At 40.8% G+C, this 23,244-nt stretch carries 24 protein-coding genes; 16 read left to right on the plus strand and 8 right to left on the minus strand.

Annotated features, from left to right (window positions below; all coding sequences use genetic code 11):
- From HMPREF3263_RS10830 to HMPREF3263_RS01255, 7 genes are all read right to left on the minus strand, one after another.
- The coding region (locus tag HMPREF3263_RS10830; RefSeq protein WP_070852883.1) for a methyltransferase at positions 1 to 260 on the minus strand (260 nt) is incomplete at its 3' end.
- A gap of 96 nt (positions 261 to 356) precedes the next feature.
- Entirely contained in the window at positions 357 to 797 is a 441-nt protein-coding gene (locus HMPREF3263_RS01230; protein ID WP_005699123.1) for a SoxR reducing system RseC family protein, read from the minus strand.
- Entirely contained in the window at positions 791 to 1,558 is a 768-nt protein-coding gene (locus HMPREF3263_RS01235) for a class I SAM-dependent methyltransferase (protein ID WP_005699107.1), read from the minus strand. Before HMPREF3263_RS01235 ends, HMPREF3263_RS01230 begins: the two co-directional genes overlap by 7 nt.
- On the minus strand, positions 1,540 to 2,631 hold the full coding sequence (gene trmA, locus HMPREF3263_RS01240) for a tRNA (uridine(54)-C5)-methyltransferase TrmA (RefSeq protein ID WP_065242599.1): 1,092 nt from the start codon (positions 2,629 to 2,631) through the stop codon (positions 1,540 to 1,542). Before trmA ends, HMPREF3263_RS01235 begins: the two co-directional genes overlap by 19 nt.
- 99 nt (positions 2,632 to 2,730) lie before the next feature.
- Positions 2,731 to 3,066: a MaoP family protein gene (locus tag HMPREF3263_RS01245; RefSeq protein ID WP_032804166.1), complete on the minus strand. Its 336-nt coding sequence runs from the start codon at positions 3,064 to 3,066 to the stop codon at positions 2,731 to 2,733.
- 53 nt (positions 3,067 to 3,119) lie between these two features.
- On the minus strand, positions 3,120 to 3,725 hold the full coding sequence (locus HMPREF3263_RS01250) for a thiol:disulfide interchange protein DsbA (protein ID WP_065242598.1): 606 nt from the start codon (positions 3,723 to 3,725) through the stop codon (positions 3,120 to 3,122).
- A 9-nt stretch (positions 3,726 to 3,734) separates the two neighbouring features.
- Positions 3,735 to 4,001 (minus strand): YihD family protein, encoded by a 267-nt coding sequence (locus HMPREF3263_RS01255; RefSeq protein WP_005694923.1) that lies wholly within the window; start codon positions 3,999 to 4,001, stop codon positions 3,735 to 3,737.
- A gap of 66 nt (positions 4,002 to 4,067) precedes the next feature.
- Here HMPREF3263_RS01255 and mobA point away from each other — a divergent pair, with 66 nt between their 5' ends.
- On the plus strand, positions 4,068 to 4,634 hold the full coding sequence (mobA, locus tag HMPREF3263_RS01260; RefSeq protein WP_065242597.1) for a molybdenum cofactor guanylyltransferase MobA: 567 nt from the start codon (positions 4,068 to 4,070) through the stop codon (positions 4,632 to 4,634).
- A gap of 78 nt (positions 4,635 to 4,712) precedes the next feature.
- Positions 4,713 to 5,564: a protease HtpX gene (htpX, locus tag HMPREF3263_RS01265; RefSeq protein WP_198429573.1), complete on the plus strand. Its 852-nt coding sequence runs from the start codon at positions 4,713 to 4,715 to the stop codon at positions 5,562 to 5,564.
- A gap of 54 nt (positions 5,565 to 5,618) precedes the next feature.
- Here htpX and HMPREF3263_RS01270 read toward each other — a convergent pair whose 3' ends face one another.
- Positions 5,619 to 7,067: an aminoacyl-histidine dipeptidase gene (locus HMPREF3263_RS01270; RefSeq protein ID WP_070852838.1), complete on the minus strand. Its 1,449-nt coding sequence runs from the start codon at positions 7,065 to 7,067 to the stop codon at positions 5,619 to 5,621.
- Positions 7,068 to 7,178: 111 nt separating this feature from the next.
- On the opposite strand from HMPREF3263_RS01270, the gene gpt reads away from it, so the two are divergent.
- From gpt to HMPREF3263_RS01340, 14 genes are all read left to right on the plus strand, one after another.
- Complete coding sequence (gpt, locus tag HMPREF3263_RS01275) at positions 7,179 to 7,637, plus strand: xanthine phosphoribosyltransferase (RefSeq protein ID WP_005699092.1); 459 nt, start codon at positions 7,179 to 7,181, stop codon at positions 7,635 to 7,637.
- Positions 7,638 to 7,746: 109 nt separating this feature from the next.
- Complete coding sequence (dnaE, locus tag HMPREF3263_RS01280) at positions 7,747 to 11,226, plus strand: DNA polymerase III subunit alpha (protein WP_005699176.1); 3,480 nt, start codon at positions 7,747 to 7,749, stop codon at positions 11,224 to 11,226.
- A 78-nt stretch (positions 11,227 to 11,304) separates the two neighbouring features.
- Complete coding sequence (gene pyrR, locus HMPREF3263_RS01285; protein ID WP_005699159.1) at positions 11,305 to 11,844, plus strand: bifunctional pyr operon transcriptional regulator/uracil phosphoribosyltransferase PyrR; 540 nt, start codon at positions 11,305 to 11,307, stop codon at positions 11,842 to 11,844.
- A 77-nt stretch (positions 11,845 to 11,921) separates the two neighbouring features.
- A complete protein-coding gene (locus HMPREF3263_RS01290) occupies positions 11,922 to 12,854 on the plus strand; it encodes a peptidylprolyl isomerase (protein ID WP_032804162.1) in 933 nt (310 codons plus the stop codon).
- Positions 12,855 to 12,917: 63 nt separating this feature from the next.
- On the plus strand, positions 12,918 to 13,967 hold the full coding sequence (gene mltG / locus HMPREF3263_RS01295; protein WP_005699140.1) for an endolytic transglycosylase MltG: 1,050 nt from the start codon (positions 12,918 to 12,920) through the stop codon (positions 13,965 to 13,967).
- A complete protein-coding gene (gene tmk, locus HMPREF3263_RS01300; RefSeq protein WP_005699134.1) occupies positions 13,967 to 14,599 on the plus strand; it encodes a dTMP kinase in 633 nt (210 codons plus the stop codon). The genes mltG and tmk overlap by 1 nt, the downstream gene beginning before the upstream one ends.
- Positions 14,596 to 15,576, plus strand: coding sequence for a DNA polymerase III subunit delta' (locus HMPREF3263_RS01305; RefSeq protein ID WP_005699095.1), 981 nt, complete (start codon positions 14,596 to 14,598; stop codon positions 15,574 to 15,576). Before tmk ends, HMPREF3263_RS01305 begins: the two co-directional genes overlap by 4 nt.
- Positions 15,577 to 15,583: 7 nt before the next feature.
- Positions 15,584 to 16,366 (plus strand): YchF/TatD family DNA exonuclease, encoded by a 783-nt coding sequence (locus HMPREF3263_RS01310; protein WP_005699088.1) that lies wholly within the window; start codon positions 15,584 to 15,586, stop codon positions 16,364 to 16,366.
- A 26-nt stretch (positions 16,367 to 16,392) separates the two neighbouring features.
- Positions 16,393 to 16,917, plus strand: coding sequence for a DUF1523 family protein (locus HMPREF3263_RS01315; protein ID WP_005699103.1), 525 nt, complete (start codon positions 16,393 to 16,395; stop codon positions 16,915 to 16,917).
- Positions 16,918 to 17,026: 109 nt separating this feature from the next.
- On the plus strand, positions 17,027 to 18,337 hold the full coding sequence (locus tag HMPREF3263_RS01320; protein WP_005699177.1) for a polyamine export protein PaeA: 1,311 nt from the start codon (positions 17,027 to 17,029) through the stop codon (positions 18,335 to 18,337).
- 80 nt (positions 18,338 to 18,417) lie between these two features.
- On the plus strand, positions 18,418 to 18,948 hold the full coding sequence (locus tag HMPREF3263_RS01325; protein WP_005699145.1) for a hypothetical protein: 531 nt from the start codon (positions 18,418 to 18,420) through the stop codon (positions 18,946 to 18,948).
- Positions 18,949 to 19,021: 73 nt separating this feature from the next.
- Positions 19,022 to 20,542, plus strand: coding sequence for a fused PTS fructose transporter subunit IIA/HPr protein (fruB, locus tag HMPREF3263_RS01330; RefSeq protein ID WP_070852839.1), 1,521 nt, complete (start codon positions 19,022 to 19,024; stop codon positions 20,540 to 20,542).
- A gap of 3 nt (positions 20,543 to 20,545) precedes the next feature.
- Entirely contained in the window at positions 20,546 to 21,487 is a 942-nt protein-coding gene (gene fruK / locus HMPREF3263_RS01335; protein WP_049375878.1) for a 1-phosphofructokinase, read from the plus strand.
- A gap of 4 nt (positions 21,488 to 21,491) precedes the next feature.
- Entirely contained in the window at positions 21,492 to 23,159 is a 1,668-nt protein-coding gene (locus HMPREF3263_RS01340) for a fructose-specific PTS transporter subunit EIIC (RefSeq protein WP_070852841.1), read from the plus strand.
- Positions 23,160 to 23,244 lie beyond the last annotated feature (85 nt).

The following is a 23,244-nucleotide window of genomic DNA, read 5'->3' on the forward strand; positions in this document are numbered from 1 at the left end:
GACAATCGCTGGACAATCGCTGGACAATCGGAAGTCGTGATTTTACGTGTCGTATCTTCAATAAAAACAGGAATATGCTCTTGTAGCATTTCATCCACATGCTCGGAATGTTCTTCCCAGACTAAACCGTATTTTTTATTTAACAGGGCATTTTCAATCTCATTGAGCGCAATAATCGAAGCATCATCAGAATGAGTTTGCTTGAGTGATTGCAAAAAAGAGAGCATTTCCCCCCTTTTTTTCTGTGAAATATTTGCCATTTATGCATCCTTAGGTAAAAAAATTAGTTTATAAGATATTTGGTATCATATCGTAAAATATATGGCTTTTCGACTATGCTTGATTAAAAACTTGGCTTAAGACAATACTCTTAACAAAACAGGCTGAAATTCCGTTTGTTGACCGAGTTTTCTGGTGTAACGTTTAACCATGACAAAGGAAAGTGCGGTCAAAATAAAGATTAAAATCGCACGAATGAGTTCATTTTCACTGATATAGTTGGAAAGCAATGTTGCAATCAATAGAGTGAAAAGCGGCACGATATACATTAATAATGCAGAAAATAACATGGATTTTTCTTCTAGGCCGATTTCCACCATTTGGCCTGTACGCAGTGGCGTAATGGTTTCGAGCGTGAATATATGCTCGCCTCGTTTTCCATTGAGTTCAGACAGGGAAGCTGTTCCACAGGCTTCTCTAGCCGAACAAGCTCCACAGGCGCTTTGTGACTGACATTTCACTTTAGCAAGACCGGTTTCTGCATCATAGCTCATCACAATGGCACTTTCTTTTAGCATCGTGCTTCTCCCATATAAATATCAAAGCGGTGATTTTTGGTTTCACGACTAACATGGGGCGCTTTTTGCGCTAAGAATTCCGCATAATCAGGACGTTTTACCACCACGCGTTTACGGGCTAATTGTAGCGCTGGTGTCAAGAGCTCATCGGCATCCAAATCTGCACCAACCAAATGTTGGAATACGCGCATTTCTTTTTTGACTAGGGCAGATTTTTGTTTGTGCGGATACATTGGATCTAAATACACCACATCGGCACTCTCGGTTTGTGGATTGAGTTCGGTAATATGATGAACGTCCAATAATTGCATATTTTGCTGCATCATTTCGCCTATTTCTGCATCCTGATAGGCACGATTGAGGCCATCCTGCAATAGTAAATATACCACTGGATGACGCTCCACTAAACGCACTTGGCAACCGATAGAAGCTAAAACAAACGCATCTCGACCAAGTCCTGCTGTGGCATCAATCACGCTCGGCAATTCTGCACCCTTAATACCTACAGCTTTGGCAATAGCTTCGCCACGTCCACCACCAAATTTACGACGATGCGCCATCGCACCAGCTACGAAATCTACAAACACATCGCCCAACTTGGGTTCATCCAGTTTGCGTAGGGCTAGGTGAGTTTCAGTTTGCACCAATGCAAGTGGGCTTTCAGTACAATGCTCGATACCAAGAGGGGCGCAAAGTGCGGTCAATTCTGACAATGTTCCCGCTTCGGCAAGCAGTTGAATTTTTATTTTCTCACCAGCCATACGCTGCTTTCCATATGATCTGTGTAAGGGAATTGATCAAACAGCGCCGCTTTTTCAATGCGGTGGGTTTGGCTTAGGGTTTGCAAATTCTCACAAAGGGTATGTGGATTGCAGGAAATATACAAAATACGATCGTAATTCTGTACCAGTTTTACCGTGTCAGGGTCAAGCCCTGCTCGTGGTGGGTCAACAAAAATCGTATTGCATTGATAGGCTTTTAAATCAATGCCTTTTAAGCGATTAAACTCACGTACACCATTCATTGCTTGGGTAAACTCTTCTGCCGACATACGGATAATTTGCAGATTATCTATGCCATTTTCCGCAATGTTAAATTGTGCAGCCGCAACGGATGGCTTGGCAATTTCAGTAGCAAGTACTTTGCGGAAGTTTTGTGCAAGGGCGATAGAAAAATTGCCGTTACCGCAGTACAGCTCTAATAAATCGCCTTGAGAACCTTGAGTGCAATCAATCGCCCATTCCAACATCTTGCAATTTATGACTGCATTTGGCTGAGTGAAGCTGTTTTCTACTTGGCGATAAATATAATTACGCCCTTTCACCGGTAACACTTCATCGACAAAATCCTGCTCTAAACAGATTTTTTGTTTACTCGCACGACCAATTAGCTGCACATCAAAGCCAAGTTGTTGTAATTCACATTTTAGGTTTGCTGCAGCGCTTTGCCATTCTTCCGTGAGTTGCTTGTGGTAAAGCAGGCTTACAATAATTTTATTGCTGAGCGTGCTCAAATAATCAATTTGAAACAGTTTTTTATGTAGCACTTCCTGCATTTTTAACAATGGCAGTAAAGCTTTCATCATGCGATTAATTAGTTCACTGGCAATTGGGAATTCATCCACTCGATAACGCTGCAAGGTGCTTTGATCAAACATGATGTGATAAAAATCGCCTTTATCATGCCAAATACGAAATTCTGCACGCATCCGATAATGGCTAGTCGGCGAATCAAACACGGCTATTTCTGGGGCGTTAAAAGGCTGCAAAAGTGCGGTCAGTTTTTCAGTCTTTTTTTGCAGGAGTTCGGTATATTGGGAAACGGGTAGTTGCATTGATGTTTACGTTTGAATGATAAATATCCCACAGCCCTTGGCAAGCGTGGGATTGAGTAAAAAGCAAAAGGCAAGCTTCTGCCTGCCTTTTAAAATGTATTATTCGCCAGAATAATCTTCGCCGCCAGAAGCCGCTTCGCTCACATCACCTGATAAGGTGTAAACACGTTTTGTTGTGTTAATGCGAGTACGATATTTATTCCAGGTTTTTTCGAAGAAAGTTTCCGGTGCACGTTCACCACGGCAAAAAGCAACAAATTCTTTTTCTTCTTTTGTCGCTGGCTTGCGTTCGCCTGAATCTAATGCTTTAAACGCTTGACCATATTGCTCTAATACTTGGGATTCTTTGATTGTATAATCACCGTGACGGGAAAATCCGCGTGGGTAGTTTTTGTCGTCAAAAAAACGACGAGTAACACTGAAACTAGCAGCCATAATCATCTCTCTTCTTTATATTTAAAAACGGCAAGCATTAAACCAATTTTTTTTTATTTTTGCAATAAACCTTTCACGGTTTCTACATAATCTTTGACGAAATCATCGTAATTTAAGCCTTCAGGGTTTACACGATATTTGCCATTCACATAGAAATCAGGTACGCCATGTACTTTAAACTGCTCAGCCGCATTCACTTGTTTATTCACTAAACCGTTTACAGCAAAGCTATTGATATTGTTATCAAATTGTTCAGCAGTCACGCCGTTATCAATGAAGATTTTACGGATATCGTCCATTGAGGTTAATTTATCTTGTTGTGCGGCTTCAAATAAAGGCGCTTTCACTTTGCTTTCTGCACCAAGCGCCATCGCTAATGCCCATGCACGAGTGAGGTTTTCAGATTGACGACCTAAGAAGTTAACGTGATATTGTTTAAATTCAGTGCCTTTTGGTAAGCTTTCTGCAACTTGTTTTGGAATATGGTATTCCATTTCAAAGGCATAGCAATGCGGGCAGTAGAAAGAGAAAAATTCAATCACTTCAGGCTGTGCAGAAGCGGTTTGGCTCACTTGAATGTATTGTTTGCCTTCTTCTAAATTAGCTGCGAATGCGTTAAATGAAAATAAAGCACCGAGTAAAAATAAAACTTTTTTCATTTGTTTTCCTTATTTAATAATTCCGCGCGCTTTTAACAATGCGGTTTTAAAATCTTCTTCATAATCTTTTTTGATACCTGGAATCGGCTCAAGTTTATCTGTACCGTGCATTTTTAAATGATAAATAATCACTTCATCAGATAATTCTGCTACGGGCTTATCGAAACCTGCTTCATCAGCAATTTTTTGCAAAATTTGTAGCAAGCTAAGATCTGGGTCTTTAGACCAGTAAGGTTGTAAAAGTTCCAAAACTTCATTTAAACGCTTACATTTCATTGCTATTTCCTTTTAAATGGAGAAAAATAAGACTAGATCATACTTCAAATAAGGCAATAAGAAAATATGGAATATACAATAAGTGCGGTTATTTTGGCTGGTGGAAAAGCACGGAGAATGAATGGAGCGGATAAAGGCTTACAGCTTTTAAAAAATAAACCGTTAATTAGCCATGTGATTGAGCGCTTACAACCTCAAGTGATTGATATTTCGATTAATGCTAATCGTCACCATGAGGAATATGCACAATGGGGTTTCCCTGTATTTTCAGATGAATTGCCTGATTTTCAGGGACCGTTGAGTGGTATGCTAACATCACTCGAACAAGCTAAAACAGATTTTGTACTTTTTGTGCCTTGTGATAGCCCATATTTTCCACAAAACTTATTAGAAAAACTAAAAAGTGCGGTTAAAAATGACCGCACTTTAATAGCTTATGCAAAAGATAAAGCGCGTGAACACCCGACATTTTGTTTGATGTCCGTTCAGCTTAAAGAGAAGTTACGCGCTTATTTAAACGAAGGCGAACGTCGTTTATTACAATTTATGAACAAAAATGGCGCGGTTGCTGTCCAATTTGACGAACAAGAAGGCCGATTTGTAAATTTTAATACCTTAGAAGATTTACAATAAATTATTTGTTTAACCTTGAATTTTGTAAAAAATTCTCCATTATTGCAGTGTTTACTTTCTATTTTATTGAGGAACTTTATTATGATGCGAATCCTTTTATTTTTAGCTACTAACTTTGCTGTGATGCTTGTGTTAGGGATTATTTTAAATGTGACCGGTATTGCAGGAAATAGCACAGGTGGCATTTTAATTATGGCGATGCTTTTCGGTTTTGCCGGATCATTGATTTCGTTATTTTTATCAAAAACCATGGCATTGCGTTCTGTGGGTGCGGAAGTAATTACCGAACCACGTAATCAGGCAGAACGCTGGTTGGTAGAAACGGTACGTCGTCAAGCACAACAAGCAGGCATCCCAATGCCAGATGTGGCGATTTACCATTCTAATGATGCGAATGCTTTTGCTACGGGGGCAACTAAAAACAATTCTTTAGTAGCGATTAGTACCGGTTTATTGAACTCCATGACGGAAGAAGAGGCTGAGGCGGTATTGGCTCATGAGGTCTCACACATCGCGAATGGCGATATGGTGACCATGACCTTATTACAAGGCGTATTGAATACCTTTGTGATTTTCTTATCTCGTGTAATTGCTAATGTGGTAGCAAGTTCTCGTAATGGTGATGAAGAAAGCCGTAGTTCAGGCATTTATTTCTTGGTTTCAATGGTGTTAGAAATTGTATTTGGTATTTTAGCGAGTATTATCGCAATGTGGTTCTCACGATATCGCGAATACCGCGCAGATGCCGGTTCTGCGCACCTTGTCGGTAAAGAAAAAATGATTGCGGCATTGCAACGTTTACAACAAATTCATGAGCCACAAGAGATGGAAGGTTCACTTAATGCCTTTATGATTAATGGCAAACGTAGCGAACTCTTTATGAGTCACCCTCCACTTGAAAAACGTATCGAAGCATTACGTAGTTTATAAAAGATAAAAAAAACAAAGGGCTAAATGTAATATTTAGCCCTTTTTATTCATAGATTATTTAATATCCGCTAAGACATTAGTGAGTAATTCCCAGTATGTTTGTACTGTTGAAATTTGGACTTTTTCATCTGGCGAATGCGCATTGCGAATAGTTGGCCCCACAGAAATCATATCAATATTTGGATAATGTTCTTTCAATAAGCCACATTCAAGCCCCGCGTGAATCACTTTAATCTCAGGCTCTTTGTCAAGCACTTCTGCATAATGTTTTTTCATTAATGTCAAAATTGCGGTGTCATTTACTGGTTTCCAACCTGGGTAAGAACCTGAAAATTCAACTGTCGCGCCCGTGAGTTTTGCGAGTGAAGTTAAGGTTTCTTCTACATACTCTTTACCGCTTTCAATCAATGAGCGAATAAGAATAGTACCTTCGATTTTATCTTCAAGGGTTTTTAACACACCAATACTTAACGAGCTTTCCACGACATTTTTAATCACATCGCTATTGCGGATGACACCGTTTGGTAACACATTCAGCAAATTAATCACTTTTTGGGTGCTTTCAAGCGTGAAGGTTTGTTGTGGATTTTCAACTTGCTCAGCGGTTAAGGTTAAGTTCGGCTCAGCGATAGCGAGCTCTTCTTCCAATAAAACTTCAAAATTTTTAACCGCACTTTTTACGCTTTCTACATCATGATTGAAGCAAATGGTTGCAGCCGCTTCACGTGGAATCGCATTACGAATTGAGCCACCACGAATTTCTGCAAGGGCAAAGTGCGGTTGATTTTGTGAGAGTTTTGCTAATAAGCGTGCTAATACTTTAATTGCATTCGCACGTGTGGTGTGAATATCACAACCAGAGTGACCGCCTCGTAAACCTTTTAAGTTAATTTGCAAACTATGGCTGAATGAATTGCTTTCACGGTGAACAGGTAGTTCAACATTAGCATTCACCCCACCAGCACAACCAATATAGATTTCACCGATTTCTTCGGTATCGGTATTAATTAAGATTTCCGATTTTAACCAGTTACGACTAAGGTGTACGGCACCATCCATGCCGGTTTCTTCAGTCATGGTGAGTAACACTTCAAGTGGTGGGTGTGCAATATCGGTACTTTCCAATACCGCTAAGGTAGAGGCTAAACCAATACCGTTATCCGCGCCAAGTGTCGTACCTTGCGCTTTTACCCAATCACCGTCGATATAAGGGCGAATTGGGTCTTGAGCGAAGTTATGTGGATTGCCTTCATTCGCTTGCGGCACCATATCTAAATGTGCTTGTAAGACAACAGGTTGGCTGTTTTCCATCCCGGCTGTAGCCGGTTTACGAATTAATACATTGCCGGCCTCATCACGTTCTGCAAAGAATTGTTTTTCTTTCGCCCAGTTGACAATAAAAGTGGCGAGTGCATCTTCATGATGTGAAGGATGCGGAATCGCACAAATTTGATCAAACCATTTCCAAAGTAATTGCGGTTGTAATGTGGTAATTTCTGACATAATGAACTCCTTTTTTCATTAAAATTTTTGCGGAAATCATAGCATAAAACGCCATTTCAGGTTAAAATTCCGCAATTTTTTTATTTAGCGACAAAGTTTAAGGGATTTGTTATGAGCGAAAAATATGTTGTGACTTGGGATATGTTCCAAATGCATGCCCGCAAATTAGCGGAACGTTTACTTCCTGCCACTCAGTGGAAGGGTATCATCGCAGTAAGCCGTGGTGGTTTATTCCCAGCAGCGGTACTTGCTCGCGAATTAAATATTCGTTTCGTGGAAACCGTGTGTATTGCCAGTTATGATCACGATGAACAAGGTGCATTAAAAGTATTACACCGTGCAAGTGGTGATGGTGAGGGAATGATCGTGGTAGACGATTTAGTGGATACCGGCAACACTGCTCGTGCAATTCGTGAAATGTATCCGAAAGCAAAATTTGTCACAGTATTCGCAAAACCAGCAGGTGCTGAGTTAGTGGATGATTACGTGATTGATATTCCACAAAATACTTGGATTGAACAACCTTGGGATTTAGGTTTAACTTTCGTGCCACCATTGGCAAGAAAATAATCATAAATGTAAGTTGGAAATGCGGGGTTTGGCCTCGCATTTTGTTTTATTGAGCCAATTGCAAAATCCCGTTAGAATTAACCGCACTTTTACTTAACAAGGAATTTGAATGTCAGCCAAACTACGTTTTGTGCATCTTCGTACGCACACTGATTTTTCTATGATTGATGGAATCGCGAAAGTGAAACCATTAGTCAAGGCGTGTGCAGCAGATAACATGGTCGCGTTGGCATTAACAGATTTTACGAATTTTTGCGGTGTGGTGCGTTTTTATGGTGAAACCCTTTCTTCAGGGATTAAACCGATTATTGGTGCAGATGTTCATGTTAAAAGCGATCTATGCGGTGAGGAATTATTTACCCTCACTTTACTTGCTAAGAACAATGAAGGCTATAAAAACATCACTTTACTGCTTTCAAAAGCCTATCAGCGCGGCTATGTGGATCTTCCTTATATTGACCGAGAATGGTTGATTGAACACCGTGAAGGTGTGATTATTTTATCGGGTGGCACACAAGGTGATATTGCTAAAAAACTCCTTAAAGAAAATAGCTCTGAAGCTGAAAGTGCGGTCAGTTTTTATCAAGAATTTTTCTCTGACCATTTTTACCTTTCGCTTTCCAGAACCGGCCGACCAGATGAAGAACGTTATATTCAAGCTGCATTAAAATTAGCTGAGGAACATGATTTACCGCTTGTCGCAACCAATGATGTTGTCTTTCTTGCGCCTGATGATTTTGAGGCACACGAAATTCGAGTTGCTATTCATGATGGCTATACTCTTGACGATCCAAAACGTCCAAAACGTTATACAGAGCAACAATATTTCCGTTCAGAAGAAGAAATGTGCGACTTATTTGCGGACATTCCTTCTGCACTTGAAAATACGGTATTAATTGCGCAACGCTGTAATGTGACTTTACGTTTGGGGCAATATTTCCTCCCTCAATTTCCAACTGGCGAGCTGAGCACGGAAGATTATTTGGTGATGAAAGCCAAAGAAGGCTTGGAAGAGCGTTTGGCGTTTTTATTCCCTGATGAAAAAGTGCGGGCAGAAAGACGACCAGAGTATGATGAGCGTCTTCAAGTCGAACTGGATGTGATCAACCAAATGGGTTTCCCGGGTTACTTCTTAATCGTCATGGAGTTTATCCAGTGGTCAAAAGACAATGATATTCCAGTAGGGCCGGGACGTGGTTCGGGTGCGGGTTCATTGGTGGCTTATGCACTAAAAATCACCGATTTGGATCCCCTTGAATTCGATCTTCTTTTTGAGCGTTTCCTCAACCCAGAACGTGTTTCCATGCCTGATTTCGACGTGGATTTCTGTATGGATGGACGCGATCGCGTTATCGATCATGTGGCAGACACCTATGGTCGTGGTGCGGTATCACAAATTATTACTTTCGGTACCATGGCAGCGAAAGCAGTAATTCGAGATGTAGGTCGCGTATTAGGGCATCCTTATGGCTTTGTGGATCGTATTTCGAAAATGATTCCACCTGATCCCGGCATGACTTTAGACAAGGCTTTTGAGGCTGAACCACAGTTACAAGTGGCATATGATTCAGATGAAGAAGTCAAAGCCCTAATTGATATGGCACGTAAGCTAGAAGGGGTCACGAGAAATGCGGGTAAACACGCAGGTGGCGTGGTGATTTCCCCTTCTTTGATTACAGATTTTGCACCACTTTATTGTGACAATGAGGGGCTTCATCCTGTTACTCACTTTGACAAAAATGACGTGGAATATGCAGGTTTAGTGAAGTTTGACTTCTTAGGTTTGCGTACACTCACCATTATCAAATGGGCGTTGGATATGATTAACGCTCGCCTTGCTCGTGAAGGCAAACCGCCAGTCGATATTGCTGCTATTCCATTGGATGATCCCGAATCCTTTGAGTTGCTGAAACGGTCTGAAACGACCGCCGTATTCCAGTTGGAATCGCGCGGGATGAAAGATTTGATTAAACGCTTACAGCCAGACTGTTTTGAAGATATTATCGCGTTGGTGGCATTATTCCGACCAGGCCCATTACAATCGGGCATGGTGGATAACTTTATTGACCGTAAACATGGTCGAGAAGAAGTTTCTTATCCCGATGCAAATTACCAACATGAAAGCCTTAAACCGATTTTAGAGCCAACTTACGGTATTATTTTGTACCAAGAGCAAGTTATGCAGATTGCTCAGGTGCTAGCGGGTTATACTCTTGGTGGTGCAGACTTATTACGTCGTGCGATGGGTAAGAAAAAGCCGGAAGAAATGGCGAAACAGCGCTCAGTGTTTAAAGAAGGCGCTGAAAAAAATGGCATTGATGGTGAGCTTTCCATGAAGATTTTCGACTTGGTGGAAAAATTTGCCGGCTATGGTTTTAATAAATCGCACTCCGCTGCTTATGCATTGGTATCTTACCAAACCCTTTGGCTGAAAACCCATTTCCCAGCTGAGTTTATGGCAGCGGTAATGACCTCGGAAATGGATAATACCGATAAAATTGTTGGCTTGTACGATGAATGTTTACGTATGGGCTTAAAAGTCACGCCACCTGATATCAATGTAGGGAAACATCATTTCAGCGTGAATGAAAATGGTGAAATTGTTTACGGTATCGGCGCCATTAAAGGTGTGGGTGAAGGTCCGATTGATGCACTGATTACCGCTCGTAATGAAGGTGGGATTTTCAGAGATTTATTTGATTTATGCGCTCGTGTTGATTTGAAAAAAATTAACCGTCGTACCTTTGAAAGTCTGATTATGTCAGGCGCATTTGATAAGCTAGGACCACACCGTGCAGCGTTATCTAAGAATCTAGAAGATGCACTCAAAGCCTCAGATCAGCATGCCAAAGATGAGGCCATGGGGCAAGCCGATATGTTCGGAGTGCTGACAGAAACACACGAAGAAGTGGAAAATGCTTACGCGCACACGCCGCCTTACACAGAAAAACAAATTTTAGATGGTGAGCGTGAAACCCTTGGTTTGTATTTAAGCAGCCATCCAGTAACTCGTTATTTAAAAGAGCTTTCTCATTACAGTTCTACGAGATTAAAAGATCTCACGCCAAATCGCCGTGGGCAAATTAGCACAGCAGCCGGTTTGTTGGTCGCAACACGTTTCGCGACGACGAAAAAAGGCAATCGAATCGGTATCGCAACCATTGATGACCGTTCTGGACGTTTGGATTTAACCCTATTTGGAGAAAGCTTAGACCAATTTGGTGAGAAACTGCAAAAAGATACGGTTGTAGTGGTATCTGGTCAAGTGAGTTTTGACGATTTTTCAGGTGGATTAAAAATGTCGGTGCGGGATTTGATGACTTTAGATGAGGCGCGTTCCCGTTATGCGAAATCTTTGGCAATCAGTTTGTCAGAGGAGCAGATTAGCCCAAGTTTTATTAAGAAACTGAAAGAAATGTTAGAGCCTGTTAGTGGAGGCACTTTACCAATTAACGTATATTATCAAAGTGCAAAAGGTCGTGCGTTATTGCGTTTAGGGATCCAATGGTCGATTACACCAACGGATGAGATTCTAACAGAATTGGTGAATTTGCTCGGCGAAAATGCGGTAGAGCTAGAATTCGGTTAATATTCCAGTAAAAGTGCGGTCAAAAAATCCGTGTTTTTTAACTGCACTTTAAGCGGTATAAATAAAGCGAGAGATAAAATGGAAAAAATCATTATTGATGCAGACAGATTTTTACGTACAATTTCACGTATTTCCCATGAAATTATTGAAAAGCACCAAGATTTCAATAATGTGATTTTAGTTGGGGTGAAACGTCGTGGTGCCGAAATTGCTGAATTGATTCAACGTCGCATTGAAGAGTTGAATGGTGTAAGTCTTCCAATGATGGAATTGGATATCACGTTTTACCGTGATGACTTAGAGTATGTTGAACCTGAAAATCCAACTCCTGTGTATAGCGGTGCCTCCAGTTATATGAATATTCAGGGTAAAGAAGTCATTTTGATTGATGATGTATTATTCACTGGAAGAACCATTCGTGCTGCGATGGATGCGTTAACAGATTTTGGACGAGCAGCTAAAATTGAATTGGTCATCTTTGTAGATCGTGGACATCGTGAATTACCAATTCGGGCAGACTATGTAGGTAAAAATGTGCCGACTTCCCGTGATGAACAAGTTCAGGTGCGTACATTAAAATATGATGGTTGTTATGAAGTGGCATTATTGCCTAAATAACGATCAGCCTATTGTGAACCTTTGATAAAATTGATAATCTAACGAGCATTATCCTATTATTTTTTAAGATAACTAAAATGAAAAAATCAATGTTAAAATCTTTTTTATTTGCCATGATCGGTCTGTTTACTTTTTCTCAAGTACAAGCAGAAGAGCGTGTAGTGGCGACTGTAAATGGTACGCCAATTTTACAAAGCCAAGTGAATGCTGTGATGGGCAAAAAAGGTAGCCAACGTGCTGCGCTAGATAAAATTATTGACGACATGCTAACAGAGAAGGCCATCAAAGAATCGGGTGTAAAAGTCAACCAAGCAGAAGTAAACCGTATCGTAGAAGATATTGCAGCGAAAAATGGTTTAACTTATGGTCAATTCTTAGATGCGTTGGATTATCAAGGTATTTCCTTAAATGCATTTAAACAACAAATTTCTCGCCAAATGTTAATGGCGGGCGTGCGTAATCATGCCATTCAAAACAGCGTAGATGTCACTCGTGAGCAAGTGGAGGCATTGGGTAAACAAATGCTTGATGAAGCGAAAGCAAAAGGTACGGCGCAAAAAGTGATGGGTAAAGAGTATGAAGTTCGTCATATTTTATTAAAATTAAATCCACTATTGGACGATGCACAAGCAAAAGCAGAATTAGAGCGTATTCGTAGCGAGATTATTTCGGGCAAAATGACATTTGCTGATGCGGCATTAAAATACTCTAAAGATTATTTATCAGGTGCGAATGGTGGAAGTTTAGGCTATGCTTTCCCTGAAGCTTATGTAGGTCCATTTGCAAAAATGGTTGAAACAACCCCACAAGGTACTATTTCTGCTCCATTTAAATCTGAATTTGGTTGGCATATTCTCGAAGTAACCGGTAGTCGTGATGGCGATAAAACAGAAGATGCCTATCGTCAAAAAGCTTACGAACAAATCGTGAATAGCCAATTACAAGATGCAACCAAAGACTGGGTAAAAGCATTACGTAAAAATGCTGATATTCAATATTTCGATAAATAACAGAAACCGTTAGAATAAGGGGGCATTTTGCCCCTTTTGTCGTTTTTATAAATTGAGTGATACATGAAAAAATTTTTTATCTTTTTACTGATTCTTCTGCTAATTCTTGGCGGCGTTGGTTTTTGGGGTTATCAAAAACTAACAAGTTTTGTTCATACGCCAGTGAATGTCACACAAGATCAATTGCTTACGATTGAGCGAGGAACCACTGGCAGTAAACTTGCAGCTTTATTAGAGCAAGAAAATATTCTTGAGCATGCAGATTTATTGCCTTGGTTATTGAAATTACAACCCCAGCTAAACAAAGTGAAAGCGGGGACTTATTCTTTAACGGGCGTGAAAACGTTGCAAGATTTATTGGATATGATTAATTCCGGCAAGGAAGCACAATTTAGTGTGAAGTTTATTGAAGGTAAAACGTTCAAGGAATGGCGTAAAAACCTTGAAAACGCACCGCACTTAAAACAAACCTTGCAAGGTAAAACGGATAAAGAGATCATGGCGTTATTGGATATTCCAGCCGTTGCAAAAGCCGTTTACGAATGGAATAACATGGAGGGGTGGTTGTATCCAGATACCTACAATTACACCCCAAATTCAACAGATCTTGAATTATTAAAACGTTCAACTAGTCGTCTACAAAAAGCCTTAGATAAAGCTTGGAGTGAACGAGATGAAAATCTCCCATTAACGGATCCTTATCAAATGCTCATTTTGGCTTCTATTGTAGAGAAAGAAACGGGGATTGCGGCGGAGCGTCCACAAGTGGCCTCAGTATTTATTAATCGTTTAAAAGCCAATATGAAACTACAAACTGACCCAACTGTGATTTATGGAATGGGTGAGAGTTATACCGGTAATATTCGTAAGAAGGATTTGGAAACGATAACTCCATACAATACCTATATGATTGATGGTTTACCACCTACACCGATTGCGATGGTAAGTGAGGGTGCTTTACAGGCTGTGGCGCATCCAGCAAAAACAGATTTTTATTATTTTGTTGCAGATGGAAGTGGCGGTCATAAATTTACCCGCAATCTGAATGAGCACAATAAAGCGGTACAAGAATATTTACGTTGGTATCGTAGCCAACAAAAAGGAGCCAACTAATGCAAGGCAAATTTATCGTCATTGAAGGGCTGGAAGGTGCAGGTAAAAGTACTGCCATACAAACGGTGGTGGATACATTAAAATCCCTTGGTGTAAACGATATTGTGTTTACTCGTGAGCCAGGTGGTACGCCGTTAGCAGAAAAATTGCGGCATTTAATCAAACATGAAACGGAAGAACCCGTTACCAATAAAGCTGAATTATTGATGCTTTATGCGGCACGAGTTCAATTGGTAGAAAATGTGATTAAGCCAGCATTAGCGGCAGGCAAGACTGTGCTTGGCGATCGTCATGATATGTCTTCACAGGCCTATCAAGGCGGTGGGCGTCAGTTTGACCAAACGCTTATGGCGAATTTAAAAAATATGGTGTTAGGTGATTTTGAGCCTGATTTTGTACTGTATTTAGATATTGATCCTGCAGAAGGACTTGCTCGTGCGAGAGGTCGTGGTGAATTAGACCGTATTGAACAGCAAGGGCTTGATTTTTTCCATCGTACCCGCCAACGTTATTTGGAGTTGGTACAGAATAATCCGAAAGCCGCGATTATTAATGCGGGTCAGCCTTTGGAACAAGTACAAGAGGACATTCAAAGTGCGGTCAAAAATTGGTGGGTTTCACAAGCAAAATGAGCGAACTTTATCCTTGGTTAGTGCCCACTTATAACAAGATTAGCCAAACTTTTAGCGAAGGTTTGGGGCATCATGCTTTGTTAATTAAAGTCGATCAAGGGCTAGGGGTAGAAAGTTTATTTGATGCTTTGACAAAACGCATTATGTGTCAAACGCCAGATAATGCACCTTGTGGCAATTGCCATGCTTGCCACTTAATGATTGCACAAAGCCATCCTGATTTTCATGTTTTAGCTTCTCAAGAAGGTAAAGACATTGGTGTTGATCAGGTGCGGGCGATTAATGAAGTTGTCAGCCAACACGCACAACAAAATGGCAATAAATTAGTGTATATCCAGGATGCGGAACGTCTTACGGAAGCGGCGGCTAATGCTTTGCTCAAAACTTTGGAGGAGCCGCGTCCGAACACGTATTTCTTATTGCAAACAGAGCCATCCTCTTCGTTGTTAGCGACTATTTACAGCCGTTGCCAAGTGTGGAATGTGCCTTTGCCAACGGAAGCGGAAGCCTTAACTTGGCTTTCTTCTCAATTTCAGGCAGAAACATCCGAATTATTGACCGCACTTGCGATGAATTTGGGGCGTCCACTGTTAGCATTAGAGACACTCCAGCAAGGATTAATTGAACAACGAAAGAATTTTCTACGCCAATTTTGGCTGTTTTATCGTCGTCGTTCGCCTTTGGAAATTTTGCCTTTCTTTGAAAAAGAACACACCATACAGCAAGTGGATTGGATTTTAGCGTTTTTAAGCGATGCCATTAAATACAAACTTGAGATCCAAACTGGCTGGCAAACACTTGATCTTAAAACAGGTGTAACTCAATTTGCAGACGAACAAACAGCGCTTGGGTTATTAACCGCAAATAAAATTATGCAAAAAGTACGCTCGGATTTACTTACCATTAATGGCGTTAATACGGAATTAATGCTACTAGATGGTTTGACAAAGTTAATTACCGACGTATTTAAGGACTAAATAAATTATGTTTATCGTAGATTCCCATTGCCATTTAGATGCATTGGATTATGAAAATTTACACAAAGATATTGCTGATGTGGTGGCCAAAGCCAACGCACGAGATGTGAAGCATTTATTGGCGATTGGCGTGACATTAAGTCGTTTTGAAAAAGCTTACCCTGAGTTAGCCAAATTTCCGAATGTGTCTTTAGCTTGCGGCGTGCATCCCTTAGATCTTGAAGAAGAACCTTACGATGCAGCGCGTTTATTACATTTATCACAAGATAAAAAAGTGATCGCAATTGGCGAAATCGGTTTGGATTATTATTACAGCGCCGATAATAAAGCGTTGCAGCAAACGGTTTTTGCGGATCAAATTAGAATTGCGAATGAAGTAGATAAGCCCGTGATTATTCATACGCGTTCAGCGCCAGAAGATACCATCGCCATGTTGCGTGAGCATCATGCTGAAAAGTGCGGTGGATTAATTCATTGCTTTACGGAAACCTTAGACTTTGCGAAAAAGGCACTTGATTTAGGTTTTTATATTTCTTGTTCCGGTATTATTACCTTTAAAAATGCGGAAAGTATCCGCGAAGCTATTCGTTATGTGCCGGCAGATCGCCTGTTAGTTGAAACCGATTCGCCTTACTTAGCCCCAGTGCCTTATCGTGGTAAAGAGAACCAACCTGCCTATACACGTGAAGTGTGTGAGTATGTGGCGGCGTTAAAAGGGCTATCAGTAGAAGAATTTGCGCAAATTAGTACACAAAACTTCGAGCGTTTATTTAAAATTAATGTACAATAAATCATCGATTTAAATGAGAGAGTTTTATGCGTAAGTTTTTTAAGTACTTTTTATTTTTAGTAGTCTTTGTTTTCCACAGCTTTATGTTCGCTGTGGTGGACTACGTTTTCCCACACTATGATGTGACACGAGTAACGGGTGTGGAAGTGAAACGTGTGGATAAAGATGGCCCGATTACAAAATCGAATCCGGCTGATGGTCCAACGCGCGATGTGTATTTTATCAATACACAAAATGATGATGGTAAAATCATGGTGTATCGTAATGAAGATACCCGTTGGAGTTTTCCATTTTATTTCAAATTTGGTTCAGCTAATTTACAGGCTCAAGCTCAGGCTTTCGGCAATGAAAATAAATTAGTACAAATCAAATATTATGGTTGGCGAATGACGATGTTTGATGAATATCGTAATGCCGTTTCGGTGAAAGAAATTAGCGGTGATATTACACCAAGCCATCCAATTTTATCTTGGGTATTCTATGCGTTCCTATTAGTTACCCTCTTCCTTTCAGTGCAATTTGTGCGCGGCTGGTTCGACAGCGAAAATTAGCGTTTCTCAAATGGGCGTCATAGAACGCCCTAACAGATTAATAATAACATTTCTAAGCTAAATATTAGCGGTAAATTGACCGCACTTTAAAACCAATAAAGAGAACATTATGAGTTTATCTGCAGCGATTTTTATTTTAATCGTATTAATTATTGTTAGTGCAATCTTATCATCGGCTGAGATTTCTCTCGCGGGTGCGAGACGCATTAAATTACAAACGTTGGCTAATGAAGGTAATATCCAAGCGGAGAAGGTCTTAAAGTTACAGGAGCAGCCAGGACGTTTTATTACTGTGGTCCAAATTGGACTCAATATGGTCGCCGTACTTGGAGGGGTGATTGGTGAGGCAACAATTAGTCTTCACTTACAGAGTTTTTTACATGAATACACTAAGGCAGAATGGGTTGAGCCAGCCTCCTCTTGGATTGCTTTTTTCATGGTAACAACAACATTTGTTTTATTAGCCGATTTAATTCCGAAACGTCTCGCATTGATTAATCCTGAAGGTGTGGCTTTACGGACTATTGGCATTATGCAAGTCTTCATTTTCTTCTTAAAACCTATTGTATGGTTTTTTGATGGTCTTTCTAATATCTTCTTCCATTTAATGGGGATATCCACTAAGCGTGAAGATAATATGACACCAGAGGATATCGTGGCAATCGTGGAAGCTGGGGCTGAAGCGGGGGTGTTAAAAACACAAGAGCATTATTTAATTGAGAATATCTTTGATATGCAAGAGCGGACAGTCTCTTCCACGATGACAACCCGTGAAAATATCGTGTTTTTAGACCGCACTTTCTCCCGTCAGGAAGTGTTGAATACCTTATCAGCAGACTCTCATTCTAAATTAGTGATTTGTGATAATGGTTTGGATAAGATCTTAGGTTATGTGGAATCTCATACTTTATTAACACTCTATCTTCAACAGGAAGTAGTGGATTTAACCGATAGCCGTTTATTGCGTAAAGCGTTATTTATTCCAGACACGCTTTCGTTATACGAGGTATTGGAGTTATTTAAATCTACGGGTGAAGATTTTGCCATTATCGTCAATGAATATGCACTTGTGATGGGTTTAATTACCTTGAACGATGTGATGAGTATTGTGATGGGTGAATTGGTTTCCAACGAAGAAGAGCAAATCGTCAGCCGCGATGAAAACTCTTGGTTGATTGATGGTGCAACGCCGCTCGAAGATGTTATGCGTGCTTTAGATATTGAATCTTTCCCTGATTCAGAAAATTACGAAACTATCAGTGGCTTTATGATGTATATGTTACGCAAAATCCCGAAAAAAACCGATTTTGTGTTATACGATAAATATAAATTTGAAGTTATTGATACTGAAAACTTCAAAATTGATCAAATTTTAGTTTCTATTGTCAAAGACAGCAGTGTAACCAAAGAGTCGGCGTAGTACTAGGCGTCGCCTTGCTTAATCCCTCATTCTAAGTATAATTAACAGCAGTTTTAACTGCCTATAATAAGGAAAATTTAATGTTTAAAAAAATCTCGGTATTCTTTGTAGCAGTGATGCTTGCAGGTTGTTCTTCAATTTCAGATATAACCTCTTACATTCCGTTTATGGGTAAAGACAAAAAGGTCATTGATTTAGATAAAGATAAAATCGACCAAAAATCTTATGCAGCTGCTTATGAAGCCACTGTGGCAACCTATAAAGATCGTGTAACAAAAAATTTCTTTGTGGATAATTTTGCAAGTGGTGCAAATGACTGGTATCTCGGTCGTATTGTTGTGCCAATCAAACAAATTCAAGATAAACTCTACACAGGTGGTCATGACTCTGATGTGTATGCTTATTACAGTGGTGTGTTACATGCAGAAGCATTACAAACCAACTTCAGTCGCTTAAGCGCGAATTGTTGGCAAAAAGTGGATTCACCAAGTGTGACACAAGGGATCTACGATGCAATGCGTGATTTGCAAAAAGGCAAAGAGCGCGGTGAAAATGACGCTTACATTTCCCAAGGTAGCGAAATGCTACTCAAAGCCTGTACCGGCCAATAATCAATTTGAGCTGTTGATGAGCGATCTCATCAGCAGCTTTTCTTTTTTAAATCATCAATGTGAAGGAGCAAGAATGTTAGAACTTTCGGAAAGCAACATTCATTTAAATGCTAAAGCAACAAATAAGCTGCAAGCTATTGAAATGGCTGCAAGTGCGTTAGAGCAAGCTGGCAAGGTTGAACAAGGTTATTTGCAAGGCATGCTTGGACGTGAACAACAAACCTCCACTTTTTTAGGCAATGGGATTGCGATTCCACACGGTACATTAGAAACCCGTTCAATGGTGAAAAAAACTGGTGTACAAGTTTTCCAATTTCCACAAGGTATTGAGTGGGGAGAAGGCAATATTGCTTATGTTGTGATTGGTATTGCTGCCCGTTCTGATGAGCATCTTGCTTTACTTCGTCAATTAACGCATGTTTTAGGTGATGAAGACACCGCAGCACAGTTGGCGACATTAACCGATGTTGAAAAATTCCGAGCGATTTTATTAGGTGAAAGCGATGCTTTTAGCATGACTGAAGAAACATTAAGTTTAGATATTGAAACGCAAAGTTTGCTCACCCTTACCGCTATCAATGCAGGCAAATTACAACAGCAAAGTGCGGTTGAAAATAGCTTTGTTTCTGAAGTAGTCTCCAATTCTGCTCTGCCACTTGGCAAAGGGTTATGGGTAACAGATGCCGTATCTGGTAACGTGAAAAATGCGTTGGCATTCAGTCGTGCGAAAACCATTTTTAATCATAATGGCAAAGCGGTGAAAGGTGTATTGACGATTTCGGCTGTCAGTGACCAAATCAATGAGACGTTAGCACGTTTATTGGATGATGAAGTCCAAAATATTTTATTAAGTGGTAATACGCAGCAAATTTTGACCGCACTTAATGGCGGTAAAGTGCCGGCTTCGCCAGCTACTCAATCTGAAGACCAAATCGCGACAGGTACAGTGATTGGTACCTTTACGATTCGTAATGAACATGGCTTGCATGCTCGCCCAAGTGCCGTACTTGTTAATGAAGTGAAAAAATTCGCCTCCAAGATTACCGTACAAAATCTTACTCGAGAAACCGCTCTGGTTAGTGCAAAAAGTTTAATGAAAATCGTGGCATTGGGTGTGACTCAAGGTCATCGCTTACGTTTTGTGGCAGAAGGTGATGATGCAAAACAAGCCATTGAAGCCTTAGGTAAGATTATTGCGAGTGGGCTTGGCGAAGCGGTCTCTACCGTGCCACCAGCTGAACCGGATACCATTGAAGTAAGCAGTGAGCACGCACCACAAATTCACGAAGAAAAAACAGGTTTACCAGCCGATGCCATTGAAGCCGTATTTATGATTCGTAATGAACATGGTTTACATGCTCGTCCAAGTGCGGTACTGGTTAATGAAGTGAAAAAATACAATGCGTCTGTTGCGGTACAAAACTTAGATCGTGATAGCCAATTAGTCAGCGCAAAAAGTCTGATGAAAATTGTGGCGCTCGGTGTCGTGAAAGGTCATCGCTTACGTTTTGTGGCGAGCGGTGAAGAAGCTCAACAAGCGATTGACGGTATCGGCGCAGTCATTGAAAGCGGTTTAGGTGAAGGTAAGGAGTAAGTGATGGCAAAAGTAGCAACAATTACCTTAAATGCCGCTTACGATTTAGTCGGGCGTTTGTCGCGTATTGAAATCGGCGAAGTGAATACTGTTGAAACACTTGGTCTTTTCCCTGCCGGAAAAGGCATTAATGTTGCCAAGGTGTTGAAAGACTTGGGCGTAGATGTCGCGGTTGGTGGCTTCTTAGGTGAAGACAACGTGGGTGATTTCGAAACCCTATTTAAAAAACAAGGCTTAGAAGATAAATTTCATCGCGTAGCAGGTAAAACTCGCATTAACGTAAAAATTACGGAAACCGAAGCCGATGTGACAGACCTAAATTTCTTAGGTTATCAAATCACCCCAGAAGCTTGGCAGCAATTTACAGTAGATTCATTAGCGTATTGCCAAAACTTTGACATCGTTGCGGTTTGCGGCAGTTTACCGCGTGGTGTCAGTCCTGAATTATTTGCAGATTGGCTTAATCAGTTACATCAAGCTGGTGTGAAAGTCGTATTAGATAGCAGTAATGCTGCACTCACAGCAGGTTTGAAAGCCCATCCTTGGTTGGTGAAACCAAATCATCGTGAATTGGAAGCGTGGATTGGTCACCCACTAAATTCTCTTGATGAAATTATTGCTGCAGCTAAAAAACTTAAAGCAGAAGGCATTGCTAACGTCATTATTTCGATGGGCGCGAATGGTTCTTTATGGCTGAATGATCAAGCTGTTATTCAAGCTCAACCACCTAAATGTGAAAACGTGGTAAGCACCGTAGGAGCGGGTGATTCTATGGTGGCAGGTCTAATTTACGGTATTGAAAAAGGCTTGTCTCAAGCGGACACCTTAGCATTTGCAAGTGCAGTTTCTGCCTTTGCGGTTTCGCAAAGTAACGTGGGCGTGAGCGATACCGCCTTGCTTGAGCCAATTCTGGCGAATGTCAAAATTTCTGTGATTGAAGGATAATGTAATGAATTTGTTTTTAACTCAATCTCCGCAAATTGGTGCGGCAAAAGCCTATTTACTTCGCCAAGCATTGAGCATGGCAGCGAAAAAAGCCAATCATACTGTGGTTGAGCAAGCCAAAGAGGCGGATTTAGTGATTGTTTTCGGATCTACTTTGCCAAACTCTGCTGAACTTGTGGGCAAAAAAGTCTTTTTAGCCAATGAAGATGCGGCAATTGCATCACCTGAAGTCACGCTGACGAATGCGCTTAATCAAGCAGTGGACTATGTTCAACCGGCTCAAAGTGCGGTTGAATTTGGCGGCGTTTCTGGCGTCAAAAATATTGTCGCGGTGACAGCTTGTCCGACGGGGGTCGCGCATACCTTTATGTCTGCTGAAGCCATTGAAACTTATGCGAAAAAACAAGGTTGGCAGGTAAAAGTCGAAACGCGTGGCCAAGTGGGCGCAGGTAATGAGATTACTCCAGAGGAAGTTGCTGCAGCAGATTTAGTCTTTGTTGCTGCTGATATTGATGTACCGTTAGATAAATTCCAAGGTAAACCGATGTATCGTACGTCGACCGGTTTGGCGTTAAAGAAAACGGCACAGGAATTCGATAAGGCATTTAAAGAAGCGAAAATTTATGAAGGCGGTGCAGCAAAATCTTCTGAGAAATCAGAAGAAAGCGGTGAGAAAAAAGGCGTCTATAAACATTTGATGACCGGTGTGTCGCACATGTTGCCGTTGGTGGTTGCCGGTGGTTTGCTAATCGCGATTTCCTTTATGTTTGGTATCGAAGCCTTCAAAGATGAAACGATTTTCCATGGCATTCCAAAAGCCTTAATGGATATCGGTGGCGGTGCCGCATTCCATTTGATGATTGCAGTATTTGCCGGCTATGTGGCTTTTTCTATCGCAGACCGTCCAGGGCTTGCGGTAGGTCTCATTGGCGGTATGTTAGCCACCACAGCGGGTGCTGGGATTTTAGGTGGTATTATTGCCGGTTTCTTATCGGGTTATGTGGTGAAAGGGTTAAATGCAACCATTAAATTGCCGGCAAGTTTAACTTCCTTAAAACCGATTTTAATTCTACCGCTCTTTGGTACTTTGATTGTCGGCCTCGCCATGATTTATGTGATTAACCCACCGGTTTCACAAATTATGACCACCTTAAGTGATTGGTTGAAATCCATGGGTGAAGTTAATGCGATGGTGTTGGGTGCGATTATCGGTGCGATGATGTGTATTGATATGGGGGGGCCAGTAAACAAAGCAGCTTATACGTTCTCCGTGGGAATGTTGGCCTCTCAAGTTCACACCCCAATGGCCGCCGCTATGGCAGCAGGTATGGTGCCGCCAATTGGTATGGCGATTGCAACTTGGATTGCACGCAGTAAATTTACCAGCAATCAACGTGATGCAGGTAAAGCTTCTTTTGTCTTAGGCTTATGCTTTATCTCTGAAGGCGCATTGCCGTTTGTGGCTGCCGATCCATTACGTGTGATTATTAGCTCGGTTATCGGTGGTGCAACTGCTGGCGCAATTTCAATGGCATTAAATATTTCTCTGCAAGCACCACACGGTGGTTTATTTGTGATTCCTTTTGTTTCTGAACCATTACTCTACTTAGGTGCAATTGCAATAGGTGCATTATTAACTGGCGTGATTTATGCGGTGATTAAGCCAAAGTGACAGAATAATCGATTTTTTCGATTAAAAAGTGCGGTAATTTTTAACCGCACTTTTAATTTATCAGGTATAATTACAATGATTTAGG

This window comes from Haemophilus sp. HMSC61B11, assembly GCF_001838615.1.
Lineage (GTDB): Bacteria > Pseudomonadota > Gammaproteobacteria > Enterobacterales > Pasteurellaceae > Haemophilus_D > Haemophilus_D parainfluenzae_AD.